The organism is Pantoea sp. X-Soil-TKNS-1279 (genome assembly GCF_059730565.1).
In genome coordinates, this window is record NZ_AP035948.1 from 428442 (window position 1) to 452613 (window position 24172).

Annotated in this window: 18 protein-coding genes; 7 read left to right on the top strand and 11 right to left on the bottom strand. The window is 50.1% G+C overall.

Annotated features, from left to right (window positions below):
- Positions 1–2: 2 nt before the first annotated feature.
- The 9 genes from AC6I8N_RS01930 to AC6I8N_RS01970 all read right to left on the bottom strand — a co-directional run bounded on the left by AC6I8N_RS01930 (position 3) and on the right by AC6I8N_RS01970 (position 11867).
- The gene (locus tag AC6I8N_RS01930; RefSeq protein WP_497829928.1) at positions 3–1688 is read right to left on the bottom strand and encodes a hypothetical protein; all 1686 of its coding nucleotides are present in this window, start codon (positions 1686–1688) and stop codon (positions 3–5) included.
- Positions 1689–1701: 13 nt separating this feature from the next.
- A complete protein-coding gene (locus AC6I8N_RS01935; protein WP_208724628.1) occupies positions 1702–2238 on the bottom strand; it encodes a serine acetyltransferase in 537 nt (178 codons plus the stop codon).
- 106 nt (positions 2239–2344) lie between these two features.
- Positions 2345–3160 carry a glycosyltransferase gene (locus AC6I8N_RS01940; RefSeq protein ID WP_497829929.1) on the bottom strand — a complete coding sequence of 272 codons (816 nt, stop codon included), beginning with the start codon at positions 3158–3160 and terminating at the stop codon, positions 2345–2347.
- A gap of 29 nt (positions 3161–3189) precedes the next feature.
- Positions 3190–4227 (bottom strand): glycosyltransferase family 4 protein, encoded by a 1038-nt coding sequence (locus AC6I8N_RS01945; protein ID WP_497829930.1) that lies wholly within the window; start codon positions 4225–4227, stop codon positions 3190–3192.
- A gap of 29 nt (positions 4228–4256) precedes the next feature.
- Positions 4257–5513 (bottom strand): EpsG family protein, encoded by a 1257-nt coding sequence (locus tag AC6I8N_RS01950; RefSeq protein ID WP_208724631.1) that lies wholly within the window; start codon positions 5511–5513, stop codon positions 4257–4259.
- Positions 5510–6388: a glycosyltransferase gene (locus AC6I8N_RS01955; protein ID WP_497829931.1), complete on the bottom strand. Its 879-nt coding sequence runs from the start codon at positions 6386–6388 to the stop codon at positions 5510–5512. The genes AC6I8N_RS01950 and AC6I8N_RS01955 overlap by 4 nt, the downstream gene beginning before the upstream one ends.
- 91 nt (positions 6389–6479) lie before the next feature.
- Positions 6480–8633 (bottom strand): polysaccharide biosynthesis tyrosine autokinase, encoded by a 2154-nt coding sequence (locus tag AC6I8N_RS01960; RefSeq protein ID WP_497829932.1) that lies wholly within the window; start codon positions 8631–8633, stop codon positions 6480–6482.
- Positions 8634–8873: 240 nt separating this feature from the next.
- Entirely contained in the window at positions 8874–9617 is a 744-nt protein-coding gene (locus AC6I8N_RS01965; protein ID WP_497829933.1) for a hypothetical protein, read from the bottom strand.
- 45 nt (positions 9618–9662) lie between these two features.
- The gene (locus tag AC6I8N_RS01970) at positions 9663–11867 is read right to left on the bottom strand and encodes a polysaccharide biosynthesis tyrosine autokinase (RefSeq protein ID WP_497830654.1); all 2205 of its coding nucleotides are present in this window, start codon (positions 11865–11867) and stop codon (positions 9663–9665) included.
- Positions 11868–13162: 1295 nt separating this feature from the next.
- Between AC6I8N_RS01970 and AC6I8N_RS01975 the strand changes: the two genes are divergently transcribed.
- A complete protein-coding gene (locus AC6I8N_RS01975; protein WP_021184129.1) occupies positions 13163–14695 on the top strand; it encodes a methyl-accepting chemotaxis protein in 1533 nt (510 codons plus the stop codon).
- Here the strand turns inward: AC6I8N_RS01975 and AC6I8N_RS01980 are convergent.
- Positions 14692–15651: an AraC family transcriptional regulator gene (locus tag AC6I8N_RS01980; RefSeq protein ID WP_021184130.1), complete on the bottom strand. Its 960-nt coding sequence runs from the start codon at positions 15649–15651 to the stop codon at positions 14692–14694. The two genes, AC6I8N_RS01975 and AC6I8N_RS01980, sit on opposite strands and share 4 nt — an antisense overlap.
- A 103-nt stretch (positions 15652–15754) precedes the next feature.
- Between AC6I8N_RS01980 and AC6I8N_RS01985 the strand changes: the two genes are divergently transcribed.
- The 3 genes from AC6I8N_RS01985 (at position 15755) to yncE (ending at position 18712) form a co-directional block, all read left to right on the top strand.
- The gene (locus AC6I8N_RS01985; RefSeq protein WP_021184131.1) at positions 15755–16942 is read left to right on the top strand and encodes an MFS transporter; all 1188 of its coding nucleotides are present in this window, start codon (positions 15755–15757) and stop codon (positions 16940–16942) included.
- Between the two features lie 294 nt (positions 16943–17236).
- Entirely contained in the window at positions 17237–17446 is a 210-nt protein-coding gene (locus AC6I8N_RS01990; RefSeq protein WP_013507539.1) for a YdgH/BhsA/McbA family protein, read from the top strand.
- Positions 17447–17656: 210 nt separating this feature from the next.
- A complete protein-coding gene (yncE, locus tag AC6I8N_RS01995; RefSeq protein WP_208724640.1) occupies positions 17657–18712 on the top strand; it encodes a 7-bladed beta-propeller protein YncE in 1056 nt (351 codons plus the stop codon).
- 44 nt (positions 18713–18756) lie between these two features.
- On the opposite strand, the gene sbmA is transcribed toward yncE, so the two are convergent.
- Positions 18757–19998: a peptide antibiotic transporter SbmA gene (sbmA, locus tag AC6I8N_RS02000; RefSeq protein WP_021184133.1), complete on the bottom strand. Its 1242-nt coding sequence runs from the start codon at positions 19996–19998 to the stop codon at positions 18757–18759.
- Positions 19999–20293: 295 nt separating this feature from the next.
- On the opposite strand from sbmA, the gene AC6I8N_RS02005 reads away from it, so the two are divergent.
- Genes AC6I8N_RS02005 through AC6I8N_RS02015 form a run of 3 tightly spaced genes read left to right on the top strand, consistent with a single transcriptional unit; the run spans position 20294 to position 24146 of the window.
- Complete coding sequence (locus AC6I8N_RS02005) at positions 20294–21028, top strand: gluconate 2-dehydrogenase subunit 3 family protein (RefSeq protein ID WP_036626341.1); 735 nt, start codon at positions 20294–20296, stop codon at positions 21026–21028.
- A gap of 2 nt (positions 21029–21030) precedes the next feature.
- The gene (locus tag AC6I8N_RS02010) at positions 21031–22815 is read left to right on the top strand and encodes a GMC family oxidoreductase (protein WP_208724641.1); all 1785 of its coding nucleotides are present in this window, start codon (positions 21031–21033) and stop codon (positions 22813–22815) included.
- A gap of 11 nt (positions 22816–22826) precedes the next feature.
- Complete coding sequence (locus tag AC6I8N_RS02015) at positions 22827–24146, top strand: c-type cytochrome (protein WP_497829934.1); 1320 nt, start codon at positions 22827–22829, stop codon at positions 24144–24146.
- Positions 24147–24172 lie beyond the last annotated feature (26 nt).

Below are 24172 nucleotides of genomic sequence, written 5' to 3' on the forward strand. Positions count from 1 at the left end.
TATTACAACGCCGCCGGTTGCTGCTGCCAGCCAATGTTGTTGCCAGTGTTTCCCCATATATCCAGGCCGGTATTGGTTGTCCCGGTTTTAAGGGCGGGTGAATCGCTGGCGAGTTGCAGGATATTTTTTGCTTCCTTCATACCCGCCGGCGGCACGAGGGGGAGGGTAAAGCGGAATTTAGGATCGACATATTGCAGCTCGCTGGTGGAGACACCCGCCAGGGCGGCGGGAGCGGCGGATGACCAGGCTTCAGAGTAAAAGATGCAGTTTTTGAAGGCGTATTTGGTCAGCAACGTGCCAAATTCGGACACTTCCGCAGGGCTGATCAGATTGGAATTGTCACGGTGTTTCCAGTAAAAAATACAATTCTCCAGCGTCATGGCAAGGGCGGCTGGATTGTCCTCTTTGCGTGGGTTGCAGAAAAGAACATGGTCATTGGCCTGAGAAACGGTGTCAATAAACAGGCAATTTCGCACCACATTGTTATAGCAATACCAAAAACAACAGGCTTTTTTCCAGTAAATATCCTCGCTGCGTTGTGTTCGCGCGACGCCATCGTTATAGGAAACAATGTATTCAATCACGTTATTCACACAACCCAGGCCAAGGGTATGGTAGAGCGTATAGATGTCATCATTGAGCGGCTTATAACCGTTAGCATGATACCAACTGTTGGAGAAGGGACCCTGAACGAACATAAACGGCTTGGCATTATTGGTCAGATAACCCCAACGTAACAGGCAATGATTGCAGTGATAATCCAAATCTAACGCATAGCGATCGGGCGCGGCTGGCCCGGACCCATGCACCTCAAAATTCTGCCCGGTGGCGTAAGCGCACATGGTCATCCACAGCGGGACATCCGCACGGGCGGTGGTCCATGCATGGGGATCTTTTATCGGGTTATACACATTGGTACGGTAGGACGAGTAATAAATATTATCCCAGCCAGATTCCCATTCATCTCCACGAACATCACGGTTTTTATTTTTACTGGCCGCACCAGACAATAAGACACCGTAATTAACAATGTTGGTGAAAGAAACATCAAGAATACGTACCCCATAGCTTTTTCTTTGATCACCATAATAGGTATCAGGCTCTGAAAGATGGGGGTTGCCGCGAATGAATATGCCGCAATTAATGTTATCGCCATAGATATCATGAATAAAAACTTTGTGGGCGATGTTTGTTTTGTCTTTAACGGTCAGGTGGATACATGCCACTTCTTTGGCGGGAGCGGAGCCTGCTATCGCGGCCGGATCACCAATAAAGTTAATATGGTGAATTTCCAGATTGCAAACCCCATTGGCATCCCCTCTGAGCGAACCATACAAATAGCCACCGGTATGTTGTTCACCAGGGGGAGAGGAAAGCTGTAACGAGTTGATATTAAAATTCTGGAAAAGGGTATCAGTGTGACGTGTGGCAGCGTCTTTAGGATACCAAATCGGGTAAGCACCCTCACCATAGGATGTCAGAACACTCTGCGTGCCAGAACGATTTAAGAAAAAAGCCATTACATTCTGGCTGATATAGGACCAGTAGAAATGTGTGCCACGTTTAATTGATACGGTGACAGGATGGCTAACGCCGGATGAAATTACCTCATCCATCGTGCGATAAGGTTTTTCCAGGCTCCCGTTACCCGGAACCGTCGCTGAAGGATCAACATAGATAAACTTCATTCTGGGATACCTTTCAGGCTACACGCACCGCGTCTGATTGAAACTTACGAGTTTTAATAAAAGGTTTCTGTGCGACCACGTAGTGGTCATCAGCAATATTGGTCATGACAATGGCCCCTGCGCCAATCATGACATTGTGGCCAATTTCAATATCATCACCGAGGATGCAGGAGTTAACGCCCATAGAAACATTATCACCAATGATAAAATGTTTAGGGTACGGCAATCTATTCCCTCCGACGGTGCAGCATTGTCGAATATTGAAGTTTTTTCCAATCACGCAACCGCTGTTAATGATGACGGAGTAAGCATGCCAGATAACAAATCCATGACCGATCCTGGTCCGATAGGAGATCTCCACGCCAAACATAAACTCGTTAAAGAACTTATGCAGAATAACAAAAGCCAGCGTGATGGGATAAAACACCCGCACCCGTTTAGCATGTAAAGAAGCCAGGCGGTACAGCAGTACAACCAGCTTGGATTTGATGCCAGGATTCATTTTAACTTCAGATAATGTCAGTTTGAGGCTACGAATGATGTTCGTCATGATTCACCTTACGCCGGATAGTCATTAATCCTGTTCACAGCAATATCCTGTAAGAACAAAATTTTATTATTTAAAAAATAAGTATGATGGGATGAAAAGTAAAAAATTAAATTTTGGCTCTGTCTACACGATACAGAAGCTCAAGAAATTTTTCTGGTGCGACGCGGGTAGATACCCTAACGAGAAAAGCCGCAAGGTTGTTAACTACCGAAGCCGTTTTCAATTTGCGTTTCAAATTAAAAAGAGAGACTTCACTTTTGATGTAGTTCAAACCCCTGCGTTTCTTTAACATGCCAGAGCCTGCCCGCACGTTCAACAGAATATCTGTTAAATTATGTGTTGTGTAATTTTCTGCGATTATTCTTAACCACAGATTGTAATCCTCCATAAATAGATGATGTTGATAACCTCCAACGTGATCCACTACGGATTTTCTAAACACGACACTCATATGATTAAACGGATTTTTGAACCGTGAGAAATGTTTAATGTCAGCGTGCAGTTCAGGTAAGCGTTTAAGTCGATGTTGACCTTCTTCATCAAATTCAATCACTGCGGAACCCAACAAGGCCACATCATTGTTTTCTGACATAAATGTCATTTGCCGCTGGAAACGGTGCGGCAGGCATATATCATCGGTATCCATTCGGGCAATATATTCATATGAGCAATGTTTCATCCCTTCAGCCAGTGCTAATCCCAGACCAATATTCATTTCCAGTTGCACCCGGTGGATGGGGAGTTTATCTTCCCAGCGTGAAACCACCTTTTCCAGTAAGGGTCCAACAGGTCCATCCATAACCAGAATTATTTCGGTTGGCTGAAGAGTTTGCTGTTCCAGACTACGAAAACAACTATCCAGGTTCTCAGCACTTTCTTTGTAATATAGGGACATCAACACGGAAAAATGTTGTTGTAACATAAGTCACCTTTTGCTGTGTGTAGAATAATTTAGATTTTTTGGTAAAGTTCGCTGTAGCTAAGTGCCATTTTTTTGGCTGAGTAATTTTTTAAATAATTATTTTTGGCGTTATCCGCCAGACTGGCTTTTTCATCGGACAGGTAGTACTCGTTGAGGCAGCAGATCAAACCATGCGTGGTTTTGTTAAATAAATATCCGCTTTTTTGTTCAAAGGCGTTATGTACCTCTTGATGAGGTTCGATATCTGAACAGATAAAGGTCTTTCCTGAAGCCATCGCCTCAATCAATGCTAATGGCAGCCCTTCGGCATGAGACGCTGAGATAAAACAATCAAAATCTTTATACACCGCATGCGGCTGGTCGGTACTGCCATGAAAAATAATTTTCTCATTGTTGAATTTTTGGCGCAGAAACGTTTCATCGCTACCTGCTCCAATAATATGCAGCTTTGCCATTTTCCCCTGGCACCAGCCACTGAAGGCTTCAAGAATTTGCTGAACATTCTTTCTTTTGTTAAGTACACCTAAATAAAAATAGTGGATCTCATTGTCATGATTCTGATGTTGTAGTGGACGCGGCTGCTCAACCCCATTGGGAATGGCGGTGACGTTATGCATCGCATGGTAATTGACGCAATGTTTCATCACCGCATAAGAACAGGCGACTTTATGAAAGTGGCGAATCATATAACGCCCGACCAGGCCTTCGAGCATGCCTTTAACGAATCCCTTGGTCTGGACAAAATCCACTTCGAAATAGTTATGTATCGTGGTGACTTGTGGTACAGAGGGGAACGATAAATAGTTAAATATATCCGAGACGGTACAGTGGCTATGAATAACCGAAAAGCCACCTTTACGGATAAATCTCAGTATCTGTAATATGGCGGTACGTTTGAAGACGGTGATTTTAGCCCGCGTGGCGAATTCCTCTTCCCTTTCACCACCATTCAGCGCCAGAACTTCAATATCATAAAACGCAGGCAGGTTTTTGATGATATTAAGGCATACGTTAACCGGTCCCGCATTTTTCAAACTTGGGACAATAAAAAGGATTTTATTTTTCATTTTTTGGGTCTTTTAATAGGGTGGTAAGGTTATCTGTGTTTTATCCAGTAGCCGTCATAATCAATATCATTGAGATATTTCTCAAAGTCCTGTTCATTGTAATTCAGCAGAAACACCGGGCTGGTCCAGGCGTATGACCAGAGTCCACCCATCGTTAACGTCCTGCGTTGGGTATAAATATTGATAATCAGCAAGCTAAGTAACGCAAATACGACAAGATAGTTTCTGAGTAGCAGGCGAAATCTTGCCGAGTCAACTCCGGTTGAGAACAAATACACATAACAAATGCGGATCGCCAGCAAATATTGTGCAATGTTGAGATAACGCCCCATTGCGGTATATGAGACAGACATGATGAAACAGCAGGGAATGAAGAGGTTTAAAAACCGATCAAAACCTTTCACCTCTCCTTTGCTGAAAAGATAGAAAACGAAAGAAGCCAATCCGAGTGAACGGGTAATAATGGCGACCATAATGGTGTTGCTGTCATTGGGCGTTGCGCTAAAGCTACCATCAACATAACCCCCCATAGCATAGTCACCAATGCCCATAAACCCGATGCTGGGCAGAATTGAACGCAGTGCCACAGAACTCAGCAGCCAGAAGAAGATGCTTAACGGTAAGACAAATTTCTTTTCAACTTTAAAGAACAGGCTTGCCACGAAGACAAGAGAGACAAACACCATCGAAAAGTGCATCAGCAATGCAAGCAGCACAAATACACCGCAGCGCAGTTTGCTTCTGCTGAAGTAACAGGTAACGGCATAAATCATAAACACCAGTGCCGTACCGTAGCGGATACCCAGCACGAGGTTCAAAATATTCAGCGCCGAAAAAACCGTAAAATAGGTGAGGGCCAACCTGGTCGATGAGATCTCTCTGTTTTCTCTTTCCGAACTGTCTATCAATGTCACATTACGGAATGCAGCGAGTAACAAGTAACACATCACGCCACCGTAAAATGCCGGGATAAAAAAGAACGGAATATTCAGCAGCTGGAAAATCCAGCCATTAACATAAAGCAGGATATCGGTATGGGCACTGGCAATATCAGAAAAATGCGTACCTGGACCATAAGCATGGATTTCCAGATAGCGCCTGTAGAGATCCCCTAATGGCGGTATCTTGATCAGCAGAAAGAAATAGAACATCGACATCACCAGAAAGGGCAGTCGGTTCATCCCTTTTTTATCCAGAGATAAAAAGGAAAGTATCAACCCACCTATTGGAATGGTCATGCTCATTGCTAAGCTCAGCGGCATTAGCTTATTCATTCTCATCATCATAAGCGGACCTTTAGTGATTGTTTCTGAATGCTAATAAGCTTTCTGATTTTATGTCTGGCAAGGATCAGAAGATTATCAATGCTGGGGTGGTAGAAGAATTCTCTGAGATTAATTTCATCCTTTCTGTTCAGTTTGTCCTGAAAATAGAGCGAGTTCAGGTGCTGACGGCTCAGAGAAGGTTTATGTGTCGTAATAAATTTTTGATAACCCTGCCATGCCTTGCTGCCAGTGGTAATACGTGGGCGATCATCTTCAATATTAACGACATAGCTGGCGTCATCAATTCTGTAACATGAACCATACTGCATGATCATGCGATACCAGAGGTCATAATCTTGCCAGGCAGGAAAGTTGATATCAAAGCCACCAATGTTTTTCATCATGCGGGTTTCGATGAATACCTGGTTACCCACCCAATTTTTAAATCCCATCATATTTAGTGTGATGTCACCGACATAACTCTTCCATTTTTTCTCAATGTGACGATTTTTGAAGATCATGTTGGCGCAAAGAAATGATTTATTCAGTCTCTGGCTGGCAGTGACAAAATTCGCGATTCTGCTATGCAGAAAATAGTCGTCATCATCCAGGCCAGTAATAAATTCACCTTTGGCGATGGCAATGCAACGATTACGCGCATAACAGGCTCCCATCGGGACATCATTTCTAAGATAGATAATGCGGTCGTCCCGTTTTTTCATCTCCGCAATCACCATTTGGGTATTATCAGACGAACCATCATCACAAATAATAATTTCCAGGTTTGTATAGGTCTGGTTTTGAACCGATGCTATGGCACGTTTAACCAGTGACGAGCGATTGTGGGTTGGAATATAAATCGTCACTAAAGGTCGTGCTGCGTACTTAGCATTCATAATGCTGATCTCCTGGGGAATATAATGGACATTCCACTTCGTGTGAAATGTTAAAGTTAATTAAGTGCGTAGCTACGCGTGAATAATTATTTTATCCTTGCCTGGCGGACTCATAAGTATATTGGATATTGCTGTAACGGTAATATCCATAGGAACGAAGTTTGGTCCCATTCAGAATACATCCATTAATATGAATACCGTTGCGTTCAAAACGACGCTGACTGATTTCAACTTCCTTGAGGGTATTTTTTTCGCAGCGTACTACCAGCATGGTCGTTCCGGCGTAGGCACCAATAATCTCCGCGTCCGTAACGGCCAGCACCGGGGGCGTATCTACCACCACTAAATCGTAATTTTTCTCAGCCCAGCGCATCAGATCACCAAACCGTCGGCTCATCAGGAGTTCGGTAAAACCCTGGTCAAGGGTGCCACGACCAATAAAGTGCAGATCATCGCTGATGGTTATTGGCTGGATTGATTCAATGGGATACCTGGCCGCCAGAATATTTGATAATCCTGCTTTTTCCTTAACATTGAAAATATGATGCGCGGTGCCTCTTCTTAAATCAGCATCAATCAGCAGCACTTTCTTCCCTGTTTGCGCCATCACCGCACTGAAATTGGTGCTGATAAAGGTTTTCCCCACACTGGCGCTAGCGCCTGAAATCATCAGAATGTTGTTACGTGCTTCCAGCATGGAAAAATATATATTGGTTCTCAAACTACGCAACGCTTCAATCGCCAGATCCGTGGGGTTTTCCCGCAGAAGAAAGGCTTTTGCCATTTTGTAGATGTTCTTCTTATTACTTTTTTCCAGCCAGGGTGAAAACGGAATGCTGGAATAAACGGTCATTCCCTGTTCTTCTAATTCCTCTGATGTTTCCACCGCTTTATCCAGTACAAATCGGATAAAAATCACATTTATCGACACTAAAAGGCCAAGCAACAAGCCTTGAATAATGATGAGGTATTTATTCGGTGAAACCGGTTCAGGATCATCAAGCGGATGGTCAAGCACGCGCGCATTACCAATCGCACTGGATACGGCGATGTTCAGTTCCTGTTGTCTGCTCAGCAAGTGCATATAAAGTGCTTGTCCGGAATCAACATCACGGGTCAGGCGTAATATTTCCTGCTGCACGGCGGGCATCGCCGCTATCTTCTCTTTCAACCCATCTCTTGCTGCCAGCAGCGTCTGGCGTTTATCCAGCAGCGTTTTATACATCGGATGATCTTTGGTATAAAGCTGTGAGATGTCAGCTTCGTTGATGGTCAACTCATTGAGTTGATTATCAATATCTACCGACTGGTCAAGCACCGATTGCGCTTCCAGCGGCAGATCGACGGTGCCGTTTTTTTCTCTGGCAGCATTCAGCTTATCTTCATTACGGTTTAACTCACTGCGCACTTCGGGGAGCTGCTGGTTCAAATACACCAGGCTGCGACTATCCTGCGCAACCTGCTCGCTAATATTCTGGTGAAGATAATGTGAGGCGATATTATCCAGCACCCGCATGGTTTCGTGTTGATCTTCTCCGGTCAACGTCAGTCTGATCATGCTGCTATTGATATCCGGGTCCTGCGCACTCAGCTGATGTTGAAGCCTGTTGATTGCGTTCAGTCTGGAGAGATAAGTCGCAGTGAATTGCGTCCCCGGCAGCGCGTTGATGCTGGCAACCAGGATTTGAATGCCTGCGTGCGCAAAAACTTTGCCGGTTTCAGCCACAAAGGAGGCATTGCCCCAGTTAATCTGATAATGGCGGCTATCCAGCACCGTTAATGTCACCTGCTCGCTGTTGTCGTCAGTGGTGCCGGGTAAAAAAAGTTGGCTGACGTCAATTTCACCCGAAGATTTTCCTGTCAACGTTGCCAACGCTGAACCAATAATCGGCATGTGCTTCGGCTCAACCACCACCTGCAAATTAAGGTCGTCAACCGTCGCACCGAGGATATGGCGTGATTGCAGTAATTTCACATCGATAGCTGACACCGGTTTGCCATCAGGCAGCGGCGTACTGTTCTGATTAGCCAGAATAGCGTTGGCACGTTGCGGCTCTAACTGAATCAGTGCATTGGCCTGATAGACGACGGGCGTCAGCAACGTATAGACCCACGCCATCAGCATAAAACTGACGGTGATAACCAGTATCAAATAGCGGGACTCGAGCAGTTCCGCGAACAGTCGACTGGTATCGACCCCCTCTTCGTCATCCATTAGCATGTTTACAACCGGTTTCATGGCCATGATTTTTGTCCTGTTATCTTTGTACAGAAGTTACAGGCATAGCCCGCGCCAGATGATCGACGGAGAGAGACGACACTCAGATTGAATGTGTATGCGCTGCTGTAAAGTAGTCATATAAAATAAATCCAAAAAAATAAAAAATGGGCTATTGGTTTTACGTTCTTGATACAAGGATTTTAAAAATTAAAAATGTCCCGGAAAATTTTCTGTCGTAAGTGTTATTATTTTCTTTCATCCCTATCAATAGCGAAAACGACTCATTTTTACCGATAAGAAACTATCGCGCAGTTTGTCCAGTGCGCGCCATTTACTGGTTATCCCTTGCGACTGCACCAGGGCATAATTAAGTGAGTTAACAACCTGTATGGCAATATTGGTCTGCTCTGTTTTCAACAAGTCGAGTCGACTAAAAAAACCAGTATCACAACCGTTTAATGCAAACTGGCTGTCGAATACGCCCATATTTCTTGCTGAAAATTTCTCGATTAATGAGCGATAGATCACCAGACCTAATCCCAATGATTTAACCGTGCTCTCGGTGTTGATGTTGAAACCGTCGGCGGCTTTACACACCGCTTCATTAATAATTGGATAATAAACCCGGCCATCGATACGCCCCCGAATACTCGGGATTTGTAAGTCCACACCTTGCTTATGGTAGCGATCCAGACGTTTTATATATTCTTTGTTCAGAACACTGTCATCATCGCAAAAAATAAAGCGGTCATAGCTTGCATTTTTGCTGATAACATTATTGCAGACTTCGCCCAATGGCAGATCACCAATTGACTCTTTAATGTCGATATTATTGACACAAAAGCCCAGGGTATGAATGAAATCTTTATCAAATCGCAGTGGATTCGGTCCCCGATTGATGATCAGGAGATCGGTATCGGCACAAGATTTATTCATCATGCCATTAAGAACGCGTGAGTCTTTATAATTTTTACCGCTTAAAATTACAACGAAGATTGTTTTACGCATAGGAAAACCTTTAACCATTGAGTTTAGCGTTTAAAAACACCCTGGTTATACAGAGGGCATTTTCATTGACTCAGTCTTGTTATCCTTTTTTTCATCTGCATAGGCGTAATTATATTGACTATATCCATAGACATAATAATTGCTTGCCTTATTGAGCACGCTATTAAGAATGCATCCTTTGATTTCTACCCCCACATGTTCGAAGCGTTTGATACTGACCTGCACTTCTTTGATGGTGTTGACCTCAAATCGCGCAACCAGCATGGATGTGCCTGCATAGCGTCCAATGATTGCGGCATCGGTGACTGCCAGAATCGGCGCAGTATCAACAATCACCAGATCATAATTATTCGATGCCCAGGTTAATAAAGCTTCAAATCTCTTATGCGAGAGCAATTCTGCCGGGTTCGGAGGAATGCTTCCGTGTGATATAAAATCGAAGCCAATACCAGGGACTTTCTTATCTAAGTCAACCACGTTGACCTGACCAGAGATAATGTCTGACAACCCTTTATTCCCACGATGATTAAACAGCTTATGGGCATAGCCTTTACGCATATCGGCGTCAATAAATAACACCCTCTGACCTGACTGAGCGACCACCGCCGCTAAGTTGCTGGCAATAAATGTCTTACCGACGTTTTGCGTGGCGCCAGAGATCATTAACACGTTGTTTCTGGCTTGCAGCATCGCAAAGTAAAGGCTGGTGCGCAGACTGCGCAATGCTTCAATCGCCAGGTCAGCAGGGTTTTCAATTGCCAGGAACTTGCTCCCCACAACCGACTTTTTGCTACCGAAGCGTTTCACGCCTTGATTCTGCTTATTCAACCATTCGGACACCGGCACATTGGCATACACACTCACCCCGATGTGCTCCAGTTGCTCAGCTGATGCAATTGTCCGACGCAATAACATCTTCCCGGCAACCAGTATCAGCGAGAAAATAAATCCGGCGACCAGGGCCGTCACCACCATATTTGTTCTTTGCGGCAGAACAGGAGACGGCTGCGTCACAGCGGTGTCAATAATATGCACATTACCGATGATGCTTGATCTCGCCACGCCCAGCTCTTGCTGACGGTTAAGTAGCTGCATGTAAATAGCGCGTCCGGAGTCCACATCGCGGCTCAGACGTTCAACTTGCTGTTGGGTGGCCGGCATCGTGGAAATACGCTTGTTCAGATCGTCGCGCTCCTGTAATAACGTCTGGCGCTTGTCCAGCAACGTTTTATAGGTCGGGTGATCTTTGGTATATAACTGTGAAATTTCAGATTCACGAAACGTCAGTTCATTCAGCTGACTATCCACATTCACCACTTGATCAAGCACGGCTTTCGCCTCCAGAGACAAATCCACCGAGTCTACCTGGCGACGGTAAAGATTCATTTTGTCTTCTGCTGCATCGAGATCACTGCGTACCTGTGGTAATTGCTGATGCAGAAAATCGAGGCTGTTAGTATCCTCAGCCCGTTGCCGGGCAACGTTCTGTTCTAAATAGTTCTCGCTGATTACATTCAGGATCGATGCGGCTCTGGCTTTGTCATCACTGCTCAATGTCAGCAGCAGGATCCCGGTTTTCTTGCCCTGATCCTCGACATCAAAGTTATCCAGCAGGCTGGCAATAGCCGCCTGGCGTGAAATATATTTCACGGTGAATTTCGTCCCCGGTTGGGCATGCATGCTATCGACATTCAGTAACATGCCATCGCGGGTGATCGGGCTACCGACGTTGCCATAGAACTGGACATTGCCGTTCTCGACAAGGAAACGCTCGTTATCCACAACGGTTAAGGTAATGCGCGGCGGGGTTTCATCTGTACGTGGCAGATACAACTGACTGATGCTGAGTTTTCCCGGCACCTCTCCCGTCAACCTTGCCCATCCACGGCCAAACAGCGGAAAATATTGCTGGCTAATGACAGCTTGTAAGTTCAAATCATTAACGGTCTTGCCGAGGATCATGCGCGATTGCAGCAATGCGATCTCGGGCGCGGAGACGGGCTCGGTATCCGGCAGCATTGGACTGATGTTATTCAGCAACACATTCCCCTGCTTTTGCTCAATCTGAATCATCGCATTCGCCTGATAAACCGGCGTGACGAACAGTGCATAAACAATCGCAAACAGGGTAACGACACTGGTCACCGCGATAATCAATTTACGATGATCCAGCAGCCCACCGTAAATGCGCCCCAAATCGATCTCTTCTGATTTGGCGGTGACGATTTTATGTTTAATAGTGGTTGTCATGCCATGATTCCCGTGAAATCCACCAGTGGGCCTTGCAGCCCAACAATTACCGGCCTGAGCAATAAATTGATAAACAGCATCAAAAGCTCCGCGATAGCAGTACATCATTACTGCCAGTACGGTATGGATATTTTCAATTTCGTCTTATCTGCCAGTGGTACGTCCCTGTTGGAGAACCATGCTGTTGTTGCAGTGGTTAAATAAATATTAATTGCTCGCTTTTTCTCTATTTATTAATGGCCCTGAATGGGGCTAAGCGAACAGAATGTAATCCCTTAATATCCATAATGTTACATAAAAAATGGCATCTGATGTGTGTCTGTAGCCATAAATCGCTAACTTAACGTAAAAATGTGATGCATCGTTATTATTTTTTTGATGAATGTAAATCTTAATTTGGTATTTAGGCAGTTAAAAAACAGCTGCTGCCCGGGTGAATTTCTTACAAGAAAACATCTTTGTCATGCTTAGTAATATCTTCCAATTGGGGGCAAAGGAATATAGCTAATTTCCTAAAATGCGCGTGGCTTAGATTGAATGACAATCTCATCTAAGATTTTGGCTATTCATTTTAGATTGGCATATTATTTCTGCTAAAGAATAAAAATAATACCAGGCGATATAGTTAAATTAATAAGCTGCCGTTTTTATTGAGATGATTTTTTTCCTGCGTGTGTGGTCTTAGGATTTTAGCCATTTGGTCGGAAGGCATTAAAGGCATTTTCTCACGGCCGTATTGCACTCCGCATGGCGGTTTCGTGTGTTGGGAGTTCAGTAATTATCTTATAGAAATTGTGATGCAGAGGTGTTAGGCCGTGTTTTAACAGGAACTTAAAGCCAGGGTTGGCAGAGGCCAGGTAATATGACCAGCCATAACCAGTGATCTGAACCTGAATGATTAACCTGACGACTGGGTCTGTTTATCGGGTTCAGGGGTATTCGCTATTCCTGTCTGGACCGGAAAATCATGTTTTTTGCCGGGAGCAGAAAAACATAAAGGGGAGTGGCACTGGAACTACGCGATTTATCGTCCGTCTTTCTGGCGAGAGGGGCTGTCGATATCAGTGCGTGGCCAGGAGGGGAAACTGATGTTTATGGTAAAACATTGATTTTATTTACTCTAAATAAAATTTTATTGATTTATCCCTCTGTTAAAGCTCACCGCAGCGCTTCTCCCCCGTGGGGTCTGACTCTAAAATTATAAAGCCACGCTAAAGTCAGGACCATTACCTGCCGAAAATATAAAAAAGCGTTATCAATACTTCACCCTCTGCGGGCCTTGCAAGGACTGACTCATGCGTAACAACCAGCCCATCACTCAGCGCGAATACGTGTTTGACGATCATGCCACATTGATGTCCACCACCGATCTCAACAGCTATATCACCTACGCCAACGACGCTTTTATTGAAGTCAGCGGGTTTAGCCCGGAAGAGGTCAATGGTCAGCCACATAATATGGTGCGCCACCCGGATATGCCGCCAGAAGCCTTTGCGGATATGTGGGCAACGTTAAAGCAGGGAGAACCCTGGACTGCGCTGGTGAAAAACCGCCGCAAAAATGGCGATCATTATTGGGTGCGTGCCAATGCCATTCCGGTGGTGCGTGAGGGGCAGGTTCAGGGTTATATGTCGGTACGTACTAAACCGACATCCGAGGAGATCCGCCAGACAGAAGCGCTGTATCGTGATTTCCGCGAAGGGCGTGCCAAAGGGCGGCGCTTCCATAAGGGTTTGATTGTGAGCCGGTTCAGTACGGTGCTGAAAACCCTGCCACTGCGCTGGCGGATTCGTTCCACCCTCGCGGCGTTGTTGCCGCTATCGGCGTTGAGTGTCTGGTTACTGGGGATGGCCCCGCTGGCCATCGGTTGTTTTACCGGCGGTATGGCGGTGTTGCTGCTGCTGGCTTGTTTGTGGCTGGAACAACAGATTTCCCGCCCGATAGAACGCATGTGCCGTCAGGCATTGAGCGTGGCGACCGGTGCCAGTCATAAAGTGGAGCAGATGGATCGGGTAGATGAAATCGGCGTCACGTTGCGTGCCATCGGCCAATTGGGGTTGATGTTCCGCTGGTTAGTGGATGATGTCAGCGGTCAGGCGATTAATGTACTGAGCGCCAGCGACGCCATCGCGCGCAGTAACGATGAATTGAGCCGTCGCACCGAACAGGCTGCGGCTAACGTGCAGCAAACTGCCGCCACCATGAACGAGATGACTGCGACGGTAAAAAGTAATACCGAGACTGCCAGCGAGGTGAATAACCTCTCCGTCAACACCAGCCAGTCGGCGGTGAAGGGCGGCCAGGTGGTACAGGAGATGGTGGGGATGATGGCTGAAATAGCGGACAGTTCGAAGCGTATCGCTAATATCACCAGCGTGATTGATAGCATTGCCTTCCAGACCAACATCCTCGCCCTGAACGCCGCAGTGGAAGCGGCCCGTGCCGGTGAACAGGGGAAAGGGTTTGCCGTGGTAGCCGGTGAGGTGCGTAATCTGGCACAGCGTAGTGCCACCGCAGCCAGTGAGATTAAAAATCTGGTGGAAACCAGCGCCAGCCGCGTGCAGTCGGGAAGTGCGCACGCTGATGCTGCCGGGCGCACCATGCAGGACATCGTCGAACAGGTTCAGCACGTTACCACGCTTATCGCGCAAATCAGTGCCGCCACCGCAGAGCAATCCACCGCGCTGAGTGAAGTGAGCGGGGCGGTAGAAGATCTTGACGATATTACCCATCAGAACGCAGCGCGGGTGCAGGAGGGGGCGGAAGCCTCGGGCCGTATGGCACGTCAGGCGAACCGCCTGGTGGAAGCGATTAGCGTGTTCCGTTAGACATCGGGCAGCATCTCCCGTCGGGCGCGCAAAGCGCCTGGCGGTTGTCCGACAATCCGTTTAAACGCCCGACTGAAGGCCGCCAGCGAACCGTAACCCAGATGAAAGGCGACGCTTTCCATCGCCTCACCCTCGTTGACGATACGCTGCACCGCCAGCCGCATACGCAGTTCGGTGAGGTAGCGCAGGGGCGTCATTCCGGTCGCCGACTGAAAGCGTGCAGCAAACACCGAGCGTGAACTGCCGGATTCACGCGCCAGGCGTTCGACAGTCCAGTTTTCCCCCGGCGCACGATGCATGGCGGCCATCGCCAGGCTAAGACGCGGATCGCGCAACGCCTGCACCAGGCCGCTGCCCTTACCACAGCCATTCTCCACCCAACCACGCACAATCTGCGCCGCCACCACATCCGCCAGCCGGGACAAAATCCCGGCAAAACCCGCCTGGCGCTGGCGCGTTTCCCGCTCCATCGCGTCGAGAATGGGCTGGATTTCCGGGTATTGCGCCAACAGTGTGCTGACCAGCATCACATCCGGCATGGTGTGGACCAGCGGCTGCATGCCACCCAACTCAAACGCCATGCAGGCGCTGAACAGCACGACATCGGTGTTGTCCACGCACTCTCCTTCAGCGCCGTCAATGGCACACACGCTGGCGCAGATCGGTTTGCTGTTGAAGGTACTGATCGGTTCGCACTCTACCTCTTCGCTGGAGATCAGCGCATGCGGTCGGCCATGTGGGATCAGCAAAGCGTCACCCGCCTGAAGGGGATAGATCGTCCCGGAGGCAGAACGGATCAACAGCGATCCACGCCCGACAAAATGCAGTTGCGCCCGACCCGGCGCGTCGTCATAACGCAGACCAAACGGGGCGTTAAGGGCGATACGTTGGTATTTGACGCCATACAGGCGCATGCCCATTAGCAGTTCGCTGGTCAGATCTTCATAGCGGCTCATAGGATTCCAGACGAATTATCAAAAAACAAAGTTTTTGTATCATAGATCGTCTTGCTGTTGCTCACTATGCTCACATTTTAATTTTTTGTGATGGGGATCGCAGATGAGCCTGAATAGTGATGTCGTCGAACAGAGTTTGCCGGTAGAGAAACCGGCCTGGGGGGCGGTATTTGCCATGGCTTTCGGCGTATTCGGCCTGATTACCGCCGAATTTTTGCCGGTAAGCCTGCTCACGCCGATTGCCGATGCATTGCAGGTCAGCGAAGGGCAGGCCGGACAGACGGTGACGGTCACTGCGCTGGTGGCACTGCTGACCAGCCTGGTGATCGGCAATATCACCCGCCGTCTCGATCGCCGGATGGTGATGCTGGCGTTTACCCTGCTGCTGATTGCCTCGGCGTTGCTGGTGGCCTTTGCTCAAGACCTTACCATGATCCTGCTGGCACGCGTGCTGTTGGGGATGGCGATTGGCGGCTTCTGGACGTTATCGACCGCCATCACCATGCGTCTGGTGCCAGGTGAGCAGGTGCCGCGTGCATTGTCGATTGTGTTTAGCGGAATTTCACTGGCGACCATTATCGCGGCCCCGTTGGGTAGCTATCTGGGTGGGCTGATTGGCTGGCGTAATATCTTCCTGCTGACCGGAGCGTTGGGGGTACTGGCGCTGTTCTGGCAGTTCTTTACCCTGCCTGCTATGCCGCCGGAGAACAAGGCGCGTAGCGGTGGCGTGCTCGACCTGCTGCGTCGTAGCGTGATGCGCTGGGGCATGTTGGCGGTGATCATGATGTTTACCGGTCACTTCGCCTTCTTTACCTATCTGCGTCCGTTCCTCGAAAGCGCGGCCCAGCTCAACGTCAACCAACTGTCTCTGGTGTTGCTGGCGTTTGGCGTAGCAAACTTTTTTGGCACATCGCTGGCGGGCTATCTGGTGACGCGCAGCGTGTCGTTGACGTTGAGTGGCATGGCGCTGGTGATGAGTGTCACCGCGTTGGTGCTGGTGAGTTTTGGCGGCGTGTCCTGGCTGGTGGGGGCGGGTGTCGCGCTCTGGGGCCTGGCGTTTGGCTCGATGCCGACCGGCTGGTCCACCTGGATTTCACGCGCTGTGCCGGATGATGCCGAATCCGGGGGCGGATTACTGGTCGCCACCATCCAACTGGCGATTACCGTCGGTGCTGCCGCCGGTGGCTGGATGTTTGATTTACAGGGAGCTGGCGGCGTGTTCCTCTCCAGCGGTGTACTGATGCTGCTGGCGGCGATCACCATTTTCACCCGCGTGCGCCATCACGGTTAGGTAATGAAAACCACGCGATACATCGCGTCGCTACAAACTGCACCTGTCTGTAGCGTCACGATGTATCGCGCACGTTAACCTTCACCAATCACAGCGATAAATCCTGCCTTTTAACCAAAAGGCAGATTATTAACACTCTGCATAAAAGCTAATCATATCGTGCCTTTTATATTCAGTTTATTTGAATGATATCCGCAAATCTCTCCGCTTTTTGTTGATCAATTTCCCGCCTATTATATCTCTCAACAAGGCGATGATGCCTTACCTAATCAAACGTTGACCGAGGAATTGACCATGAAATCCATCAAAACTTTTGCTGCTGTTGTTGCCCTTTCTGTTCTGCCGTTCGCCAGCTTTGCTCAGAGCGTGACCGCTACCGCTTCTACTCTGGACGGTGCTGAAGCGAAAATCGCTGCTCAGGCACACGAAGCTGGTGCTTCATATAAAGTGACCGAAGCCAACTTCAACAACGGCGTGCACATGACCGCTGAACTGACCAAATAAGTCGGTTAACATTCTGTGCTGACAGGGCGCCTCCGGGCGCCCTGGCCGCGTTTAAGCAGATAAAATCCTGTCACTTTCCCTCGCAAATGATTACTATTCGCAAAAACTAATATCCTTCGTCGGCCCGCCTCGGGCTGCTTTTAACTATCTGGTTGCAATGTCGGGCTTTCATTCACTGCCGTGAGGCGGTGGTTTTGCTATGGAGAAGTCATGAAAGCGAATAAAACTGTGCAGTGGGTGCTGCGTCCACTGTTTCTGGCAACGGCTCTGTTCTCTGGCTCTGCTGCTCTGGCAGCTGATGCGCAGGAACTGAATCAGCCGATTTCTAAAGGTGCGTATGAACTGGCGTTCAGCAACAGCGATAACGCGCTGTTCCTCGCGACGTCACAGAATGCCACCAATGAAAAAGGCGGCACTGTCTATCGTCTCGACCCGCAAAATCTGGCGGTGAAGCAGACCATCGACACCGATCTGAAAGCCTTCGGTGCCACCATCAATACCAAAACCAATACCCTGTATATCGGTAATACCGTGAATGCGGCGGTGACGGCTATTGATGCCAGCACTGGCAAGGTGCTGAACACGTTGGTGCTGGATGCGCGCAAACGCAGTGAAGATGTGCGCCCGCTGCAACCGCGTGAGCTGGTGGCCGATGCGGCAACCGACCGCGTGTATATCACCGGCCTCGGACCGCAAAGCGTGGTATGGGTGGTGGATGGCAAAACCTTGCAGTTAGTCAGCACTGTGCCGAACACCGGCAAAATGGGGACCGGTCTGGCGCTGGATTCCGCTGCACAGAAACTCTACGTCACCAACGGTGATGGCGAGCTGGTCACCATCAATACCCGTCTGAATGCGATTGAAAAACGTCAGAAAATTGATGCGGAGAAGGATCACTTCTTCCTGAATATCGCGCTGGATACCAAAGGCCATCGCGCCTTCCTCAGCGACTCCAAACAGCCGCAGGTGCTGGTGCTGGATACCCGCACTCAGCAGGTCATCCACAAGATCGATGTACCGGAATCTCTGGCGGTGTTGTTTAACGCTGACCGTGACGAACTGTATGTGACGCACCGTAAAGCAGGTGAGATCAGCATCATCGACGCCAGCAGCTACAAGGTGAAACGCACCGTGAAAGCACCGGGCCTGCCGAACAGCCTGGCGCTGTCTGCCGACGGTAAAACGCTGTTTGTCAGCATCAAGCAGCCGGGTTCCCGTAAAGAGCCACCGAAAAATCCTGACAGCGTGCTGCGTATCGCACTGTAAGAAGGATCCGTAGCGGCGCGATAAATCGCGCCGCTACAAGGATGTTATTCAGACTCCGCCGCTTCGCGCATCATCTCTTCGTGCGGGATATCCTGCAAAATCTGCTCAAAACTGCGCAGACGTTTGTAGATCGACATCAACTCAACCAGCGTTGACCATGAGGTGATCAGATACTGGAAAGATGAACGTACCTGGTCAAACACGTTGGTGATTTGGTTGAGTAAACCGAGCGTGATGGTGCCCGCGACAATCGACGGAAACAGCAAAAACAGCCCGAACACATTATCCACCTGCAAGTAGAGAATGCGGGTAATGTTGAAGTACAGATAGTGGAAGTAGAGACGGAAATAGTTGAAACGCACGCGACTAAACAGCTCGGTTACGGTTGGCGGCGAGGCGCGCGAGGCGTCATCTTCACCGTAGACCAGTTCCTTACGATAGGCGGCTTCCACCCGTTGGTTACGAAACTCCAGACCTGGCAGCTTAATCCCCACCAGTGCCAGCAGGCCGGTGCCGAAAATAGACCACAACACGGCGGCGATCACCAGCGCATAAGGGATATTGCCCAACAGCGGAATATCTTTCACATGATGTGACAGGGCGATCAGCACCGGCAGGAAGGCAATCAGCGTCATGATCGCCTGAATAAAACTCACCCCCCAGTCTTCAAGCGTGCTGGCGAAGCGCATGGTATCTTCCTGCACACGCTGTGCGGCACCTTCTACATGACGCAGGCGCTGCCAGTTGTGCATGTAGTAGTTGTTCATCGCGGTGCGCCAGCGGAACACCCAGTGGCTGATAAAGAATGAGTTCATCACGCCAATCACCACGGCGATTAACGCAATGCCTAAAAAGGCGATGACCTGCTGGTAAAACTCGCCGATCTGCACCGATCCCGCTTTAGTTAACGCTTTCTGGATCAAATCGTAGAACGGACCGTACCAGGCATTCACCGCCACGCCGACCTGTACGCCAAACCAGGTGACAAAGATGATCAGCGCGGAACCCCACACCGACCAGCGTTGCCACGGGTGGTTATCGACAATGCGCCAGGCAATGGCAAACAGCGCCACCACCAGCCAGTAATAGCCGTAAAACCACAGTTGGCTGGCGGCGATAAAACGCAACGCATTATCGGGCAAAGGTTTACTCATCGCTGCGGCGATGTTGGGCCACATTGCCGGTAAATCGCTGGCGAAGCCAAACCAGGCAAAAATCGCCATCAAACTCCAGATGGCAGCCGAGCTGAAAAACAGCGCTGGCCGGGGAAAATAGGACTTAAACATAGACACTCCGCTGTGATCAGATCCCTTTATACCGTTTTGGGGACTTAACTGTCTGTAGGCTGTTGTATCAGACAATGACAATGTCGCGCCTGCGGTGTAAAGCAGCTGCGCAAAATGTTAATTAATTTGTGCGAATTTGTTTCCTTCCGCTAAATCTTTGTCAGCATCGGTGTTACACTGCGCGCAATGTTACCGGTAACGGTGGCGCTGTATCCTTAAGCCCGCACATAAAAATCATTACAACGCAATTAGTTAACCTTTCATGCCACATTATATGCGGCACTGAGGCAATGTCATGTCAGAACACAAAAATGGTCACACGCGCAGGGACTTTCTGCTGAGAACCATCACTCTGGCGCCAGCAATGGCGGTTGGAACCACAGCGATGGGCGCACTGGTTGCGCCAATGGCTGCCGGTGCAGCAGAGCAACAGGGTGCGCCGCAAAAAGCGCGCGATTATCAGCCCACCTGGTTTACCGCAGAAGAGTTCGCGTTGATTACCGCCGCAGTGGCGCGGCTGATCCCCAACGATGAACGGGGGCCTGGCGCGCTGGAAGCCGGGGTGCCGGAGTTTATCGATCGCCAGATGAACACCCCGTACGCCACCGGCAGCAACTGGTATATGCAGGGGCCGTTCAACCCCGATCTGCCAAAAGAGCTGGGTTATCAGCTCTCGCTGGTGCCGCAGCAGATCTACCGTCTCGGTCTGGCGGAAGCCGATAACTGGAGCAAACAGCAGCACGGCAAAGTGTTTGCTGAGCTGAGCGGTGAGCAGCAGGACGCGCTGCTGAGCGACTTCGAAAGCGGCAAAGCGGCGTTCACGCAGCTTCCGGCCAAAACCTTCTTCTCCTTCCTGTTGCAGAACACCCGCGAGGGGTACTTCAGCGATCCCATCCACGGTGGTAATCAGGGCATGGTGGGCTGGCAGCTGATCGGCTTCCCGGGTGCCCGTGCTGACTATATGGATTGGGTGGAACGCGGTGAACGCTATCCGTTCCCGTCGGTGGATATTCGCGGGGAGAGAGCGTAAGCATGGCAAATGAACTGAAGAAAGTGGATGCGGTGGTGGTGGGTTTTGGCTGGGCCGGTGCGATCATGGCGAAAGAGCTGACCGAAGCCGGATTGAACGTGGTAGCGCTGGAGCGTGGACCACACCGCGACACCTATCCGGATGGCGCGTATCCGCAATCCATTGATGAACTGACCTATAACATCCGTAAAAAGCTGTTCCAGGATCTGTCGAAAAGCACCGTCACCATTCGTCACGATGCCTCACAAACGGCGGTGCCGTATCGCCAACTGGCGGCGTTCCTGCCGGGCACCGGTACCGGCGGCGCTGGCCTGCACTGGTCTGGCGTGCATTTCCGTGTCGATCCGGTCGAGTTGAATCTGCGCAGCCATTACGAAGCGCGTTACGGTAAAAAATTCATTCCGGAAGGCATGACGATTCAGGACTTCGGCGTCAGCTACAACGAGCTGGAACCGTTCTTCGATCAGGCCGAGAAGGTGTTTGGCACTTCCGGCAGCGCCTGGACCATCAAAGGTAAGCTGGTGGGTAAAGAGAAAGGTGGCAACCCATACGCGCCCGATCGTTCCAGCGACTTCCCGTTACCGGCCCAGAAGCGTACTTACTCCGCACAGTTGTTTGCTCAGGCGGCAGAAGCGGTGGGATATCACCCCTATGATATGCCGTCGGCCAACACTTCTGGCCCGTACACCAACACCTACGGCGCGCAAATGGGGCCGTGTAACTTCTGCGGTTATTGCAGCGGCTATGCCTGTTACATGTACTCCAAGGCTTCGCCCAACGTTAACATCTTGCCTGCGCTGCGTCAGGAGCCGAAGTTTGAGCTGCGCAACAACGCTTACGTGCTGCGCGTCAATCTGACCGACGACAAAAAACGCGCCACCGGCGTGACATACCTCGATGGTCAGGGACGTGAAGTGGTGCAACCCGCTGATCTGGTGATCCTGTCGGCGTTCCAGTTCCATAACGTGCATCTGATGCTGCTGTCCGGTATCGGCCAGCCGTACAACCCCATCACCAACGAAGGCACGGTAGGCCGTAACTTTGCTTATCAGAACATCTCGACGCTGAAAGCGCTGTTCGACAAGAACACCACCACCAACCCGTTTATCGGTGCCGGTGGCGCAGGGGTGGCGGTGGATGATTTCAACGCCGACAACTTCGACCACGGTCCGTACGGTTTCGTTGGCGGTTCGCCGTTCTGGGTTAACCAGGCGGGCACCAAACCGATTTCGGGTCTGCCGACGCCGCAAGGCACTCCGACCTGGGGCAGCAAGTGGAAAGCGGCGGTGGCGGATACCTATAACCATCACATCTCGATGGATGCCCACGGTGCGCACCAGTCGTATCGCGCCAACTACCTCGATCTCGATCCTAACTACAAAGATGCCTACGGCCAGCCGTTGCTGCGTATGACCTTTGACTGGCAGGACAACGACATCAAGATGGCGCAGTTTATGATCGGCAAAATGCGCAAAATCACCGAAGCGATGAACCCGAAGATGATCATCGGCGGCGCGAAAGGGCCGGGTAGCCACTTTGACACCACCGTGTATCAGACCACGCACATGAGCGGCGGCGCGATCATGGGTGAAGATCCGAAAACCAGCGCAGTGAACCGTTATTTGCAGAGCTGGGATGTGCCGAACGTCTTTGTCCCGGGCGCGTCTGCGTTCCCGCAGGGACTGGGGTACAACCCGACCGGAATGGTGGCAGCGTTGACTTACTGGTCAGCTAAAGCCATCCGTGAACAGTATCTGAAAAACCCCGGTCCACTGGTGCAGGCATAAGGAATTCATTGATGTTTAAAAACATTTTGGCCCTGGTGCTGGGCACGCTGTCGTTCGCCGCTCTGGCGGATGATCAGGCAAATGATGCCCTGGTAAAACGGGGTGAATATCTGGCGCGTGCCGGTGACTGCGTGGCTTGTCACAGCGTGAAAGGTGGCCAGCCTTTTGCCGGTGGTTTGCCGATGGCGACCCCGATTGGCACCATTTACTCCACCAATATCACCCCGGATAAAACCAGCGGGATTGGTGACTACAGCTATGACGATTTCCAGAAAGCGGTGCGTCATGGTGTGGCGAAAAACGGTGACACGCTGTATCCGGCGATGCCGTATCCGTCTTACGCGGTGGTGAGCGATGAAGATATGCAGGCGCTCTATGCCTACTTTATGCACGGTGTGGCACCGGTCGCGCAGGCCAATAAAGACAGCGACATTCCGTGGCCACTGTCGATGCGTTGGCCACTGGCTATCTGGCGTGGCATGTTTGCGCCGGATGTGAAAGCGTTCCAGCCTGCCGCGCAGGAAGATCCGCAGCTGGCGCGTGGGCGTTATCTGGTGGAAGGGTTGGGCCACTGTGGTGCCTGCCATACACCGCGTAGCATCACCATGCAAGAGAAGGCGCTGAGTAACGATGATGCCCACGATTATCTCTCCGGCAGCAGCGCACCGATTGACGGCTGGACGGCCAGCAACCTGCGTGGTGACAATCGCGACGGTTTAGGCCGCTGGAGCGAGGATGATCTGCGTCAGTTCCTGCGCTATGGTCGCAACGATCACACTGCGGCTTTTGGCGGCATGACCGATGTGGTTGAGCACAGCCTGCAATATCTGAGCAATGAGGATATCGCGGCGATTGCCCGTTACCTGAAGTCGCTGGGGGCGAAAGATGCCAACCAGGCGGTGTTTAAGCAGGATGACACCGTCGCGCAGGCGTTGTGGAAAGGGGATGACAGCCAGCCTGGCGCGTCGGTGTATGTCGACAGCTGTGCGGCCTGCCATAAAACGGACGGTAGCGGCTATCAACGCTTCTTCCCGGCGCTGCGCGGCAACCCGGTGGTATTGGCGCAAGATCCCACTTCACTGATCCATATCGTGCTGACGGGCGGAACGCTGCCGGGCGTGCAGGGTGCGCCAACGGCGATCACCATGCCGGCCTTCGGCTGGCGTCTCAACGACCAACAGGTGGCGGATGTGGTGAACTTTATTCGCGGCAGTTGGGGGAATGGTGCCAAAGCCACGGTGACGGCGAAGGATGTCGCGTCGTTACGTAAGGATGAGACGGTGCAGGCCCATCAGGGTAATGCGGATATTAAAGTGCTGGAGCAGCAGTAGCAGCGAAGGTGCATAGGCACCGGCAG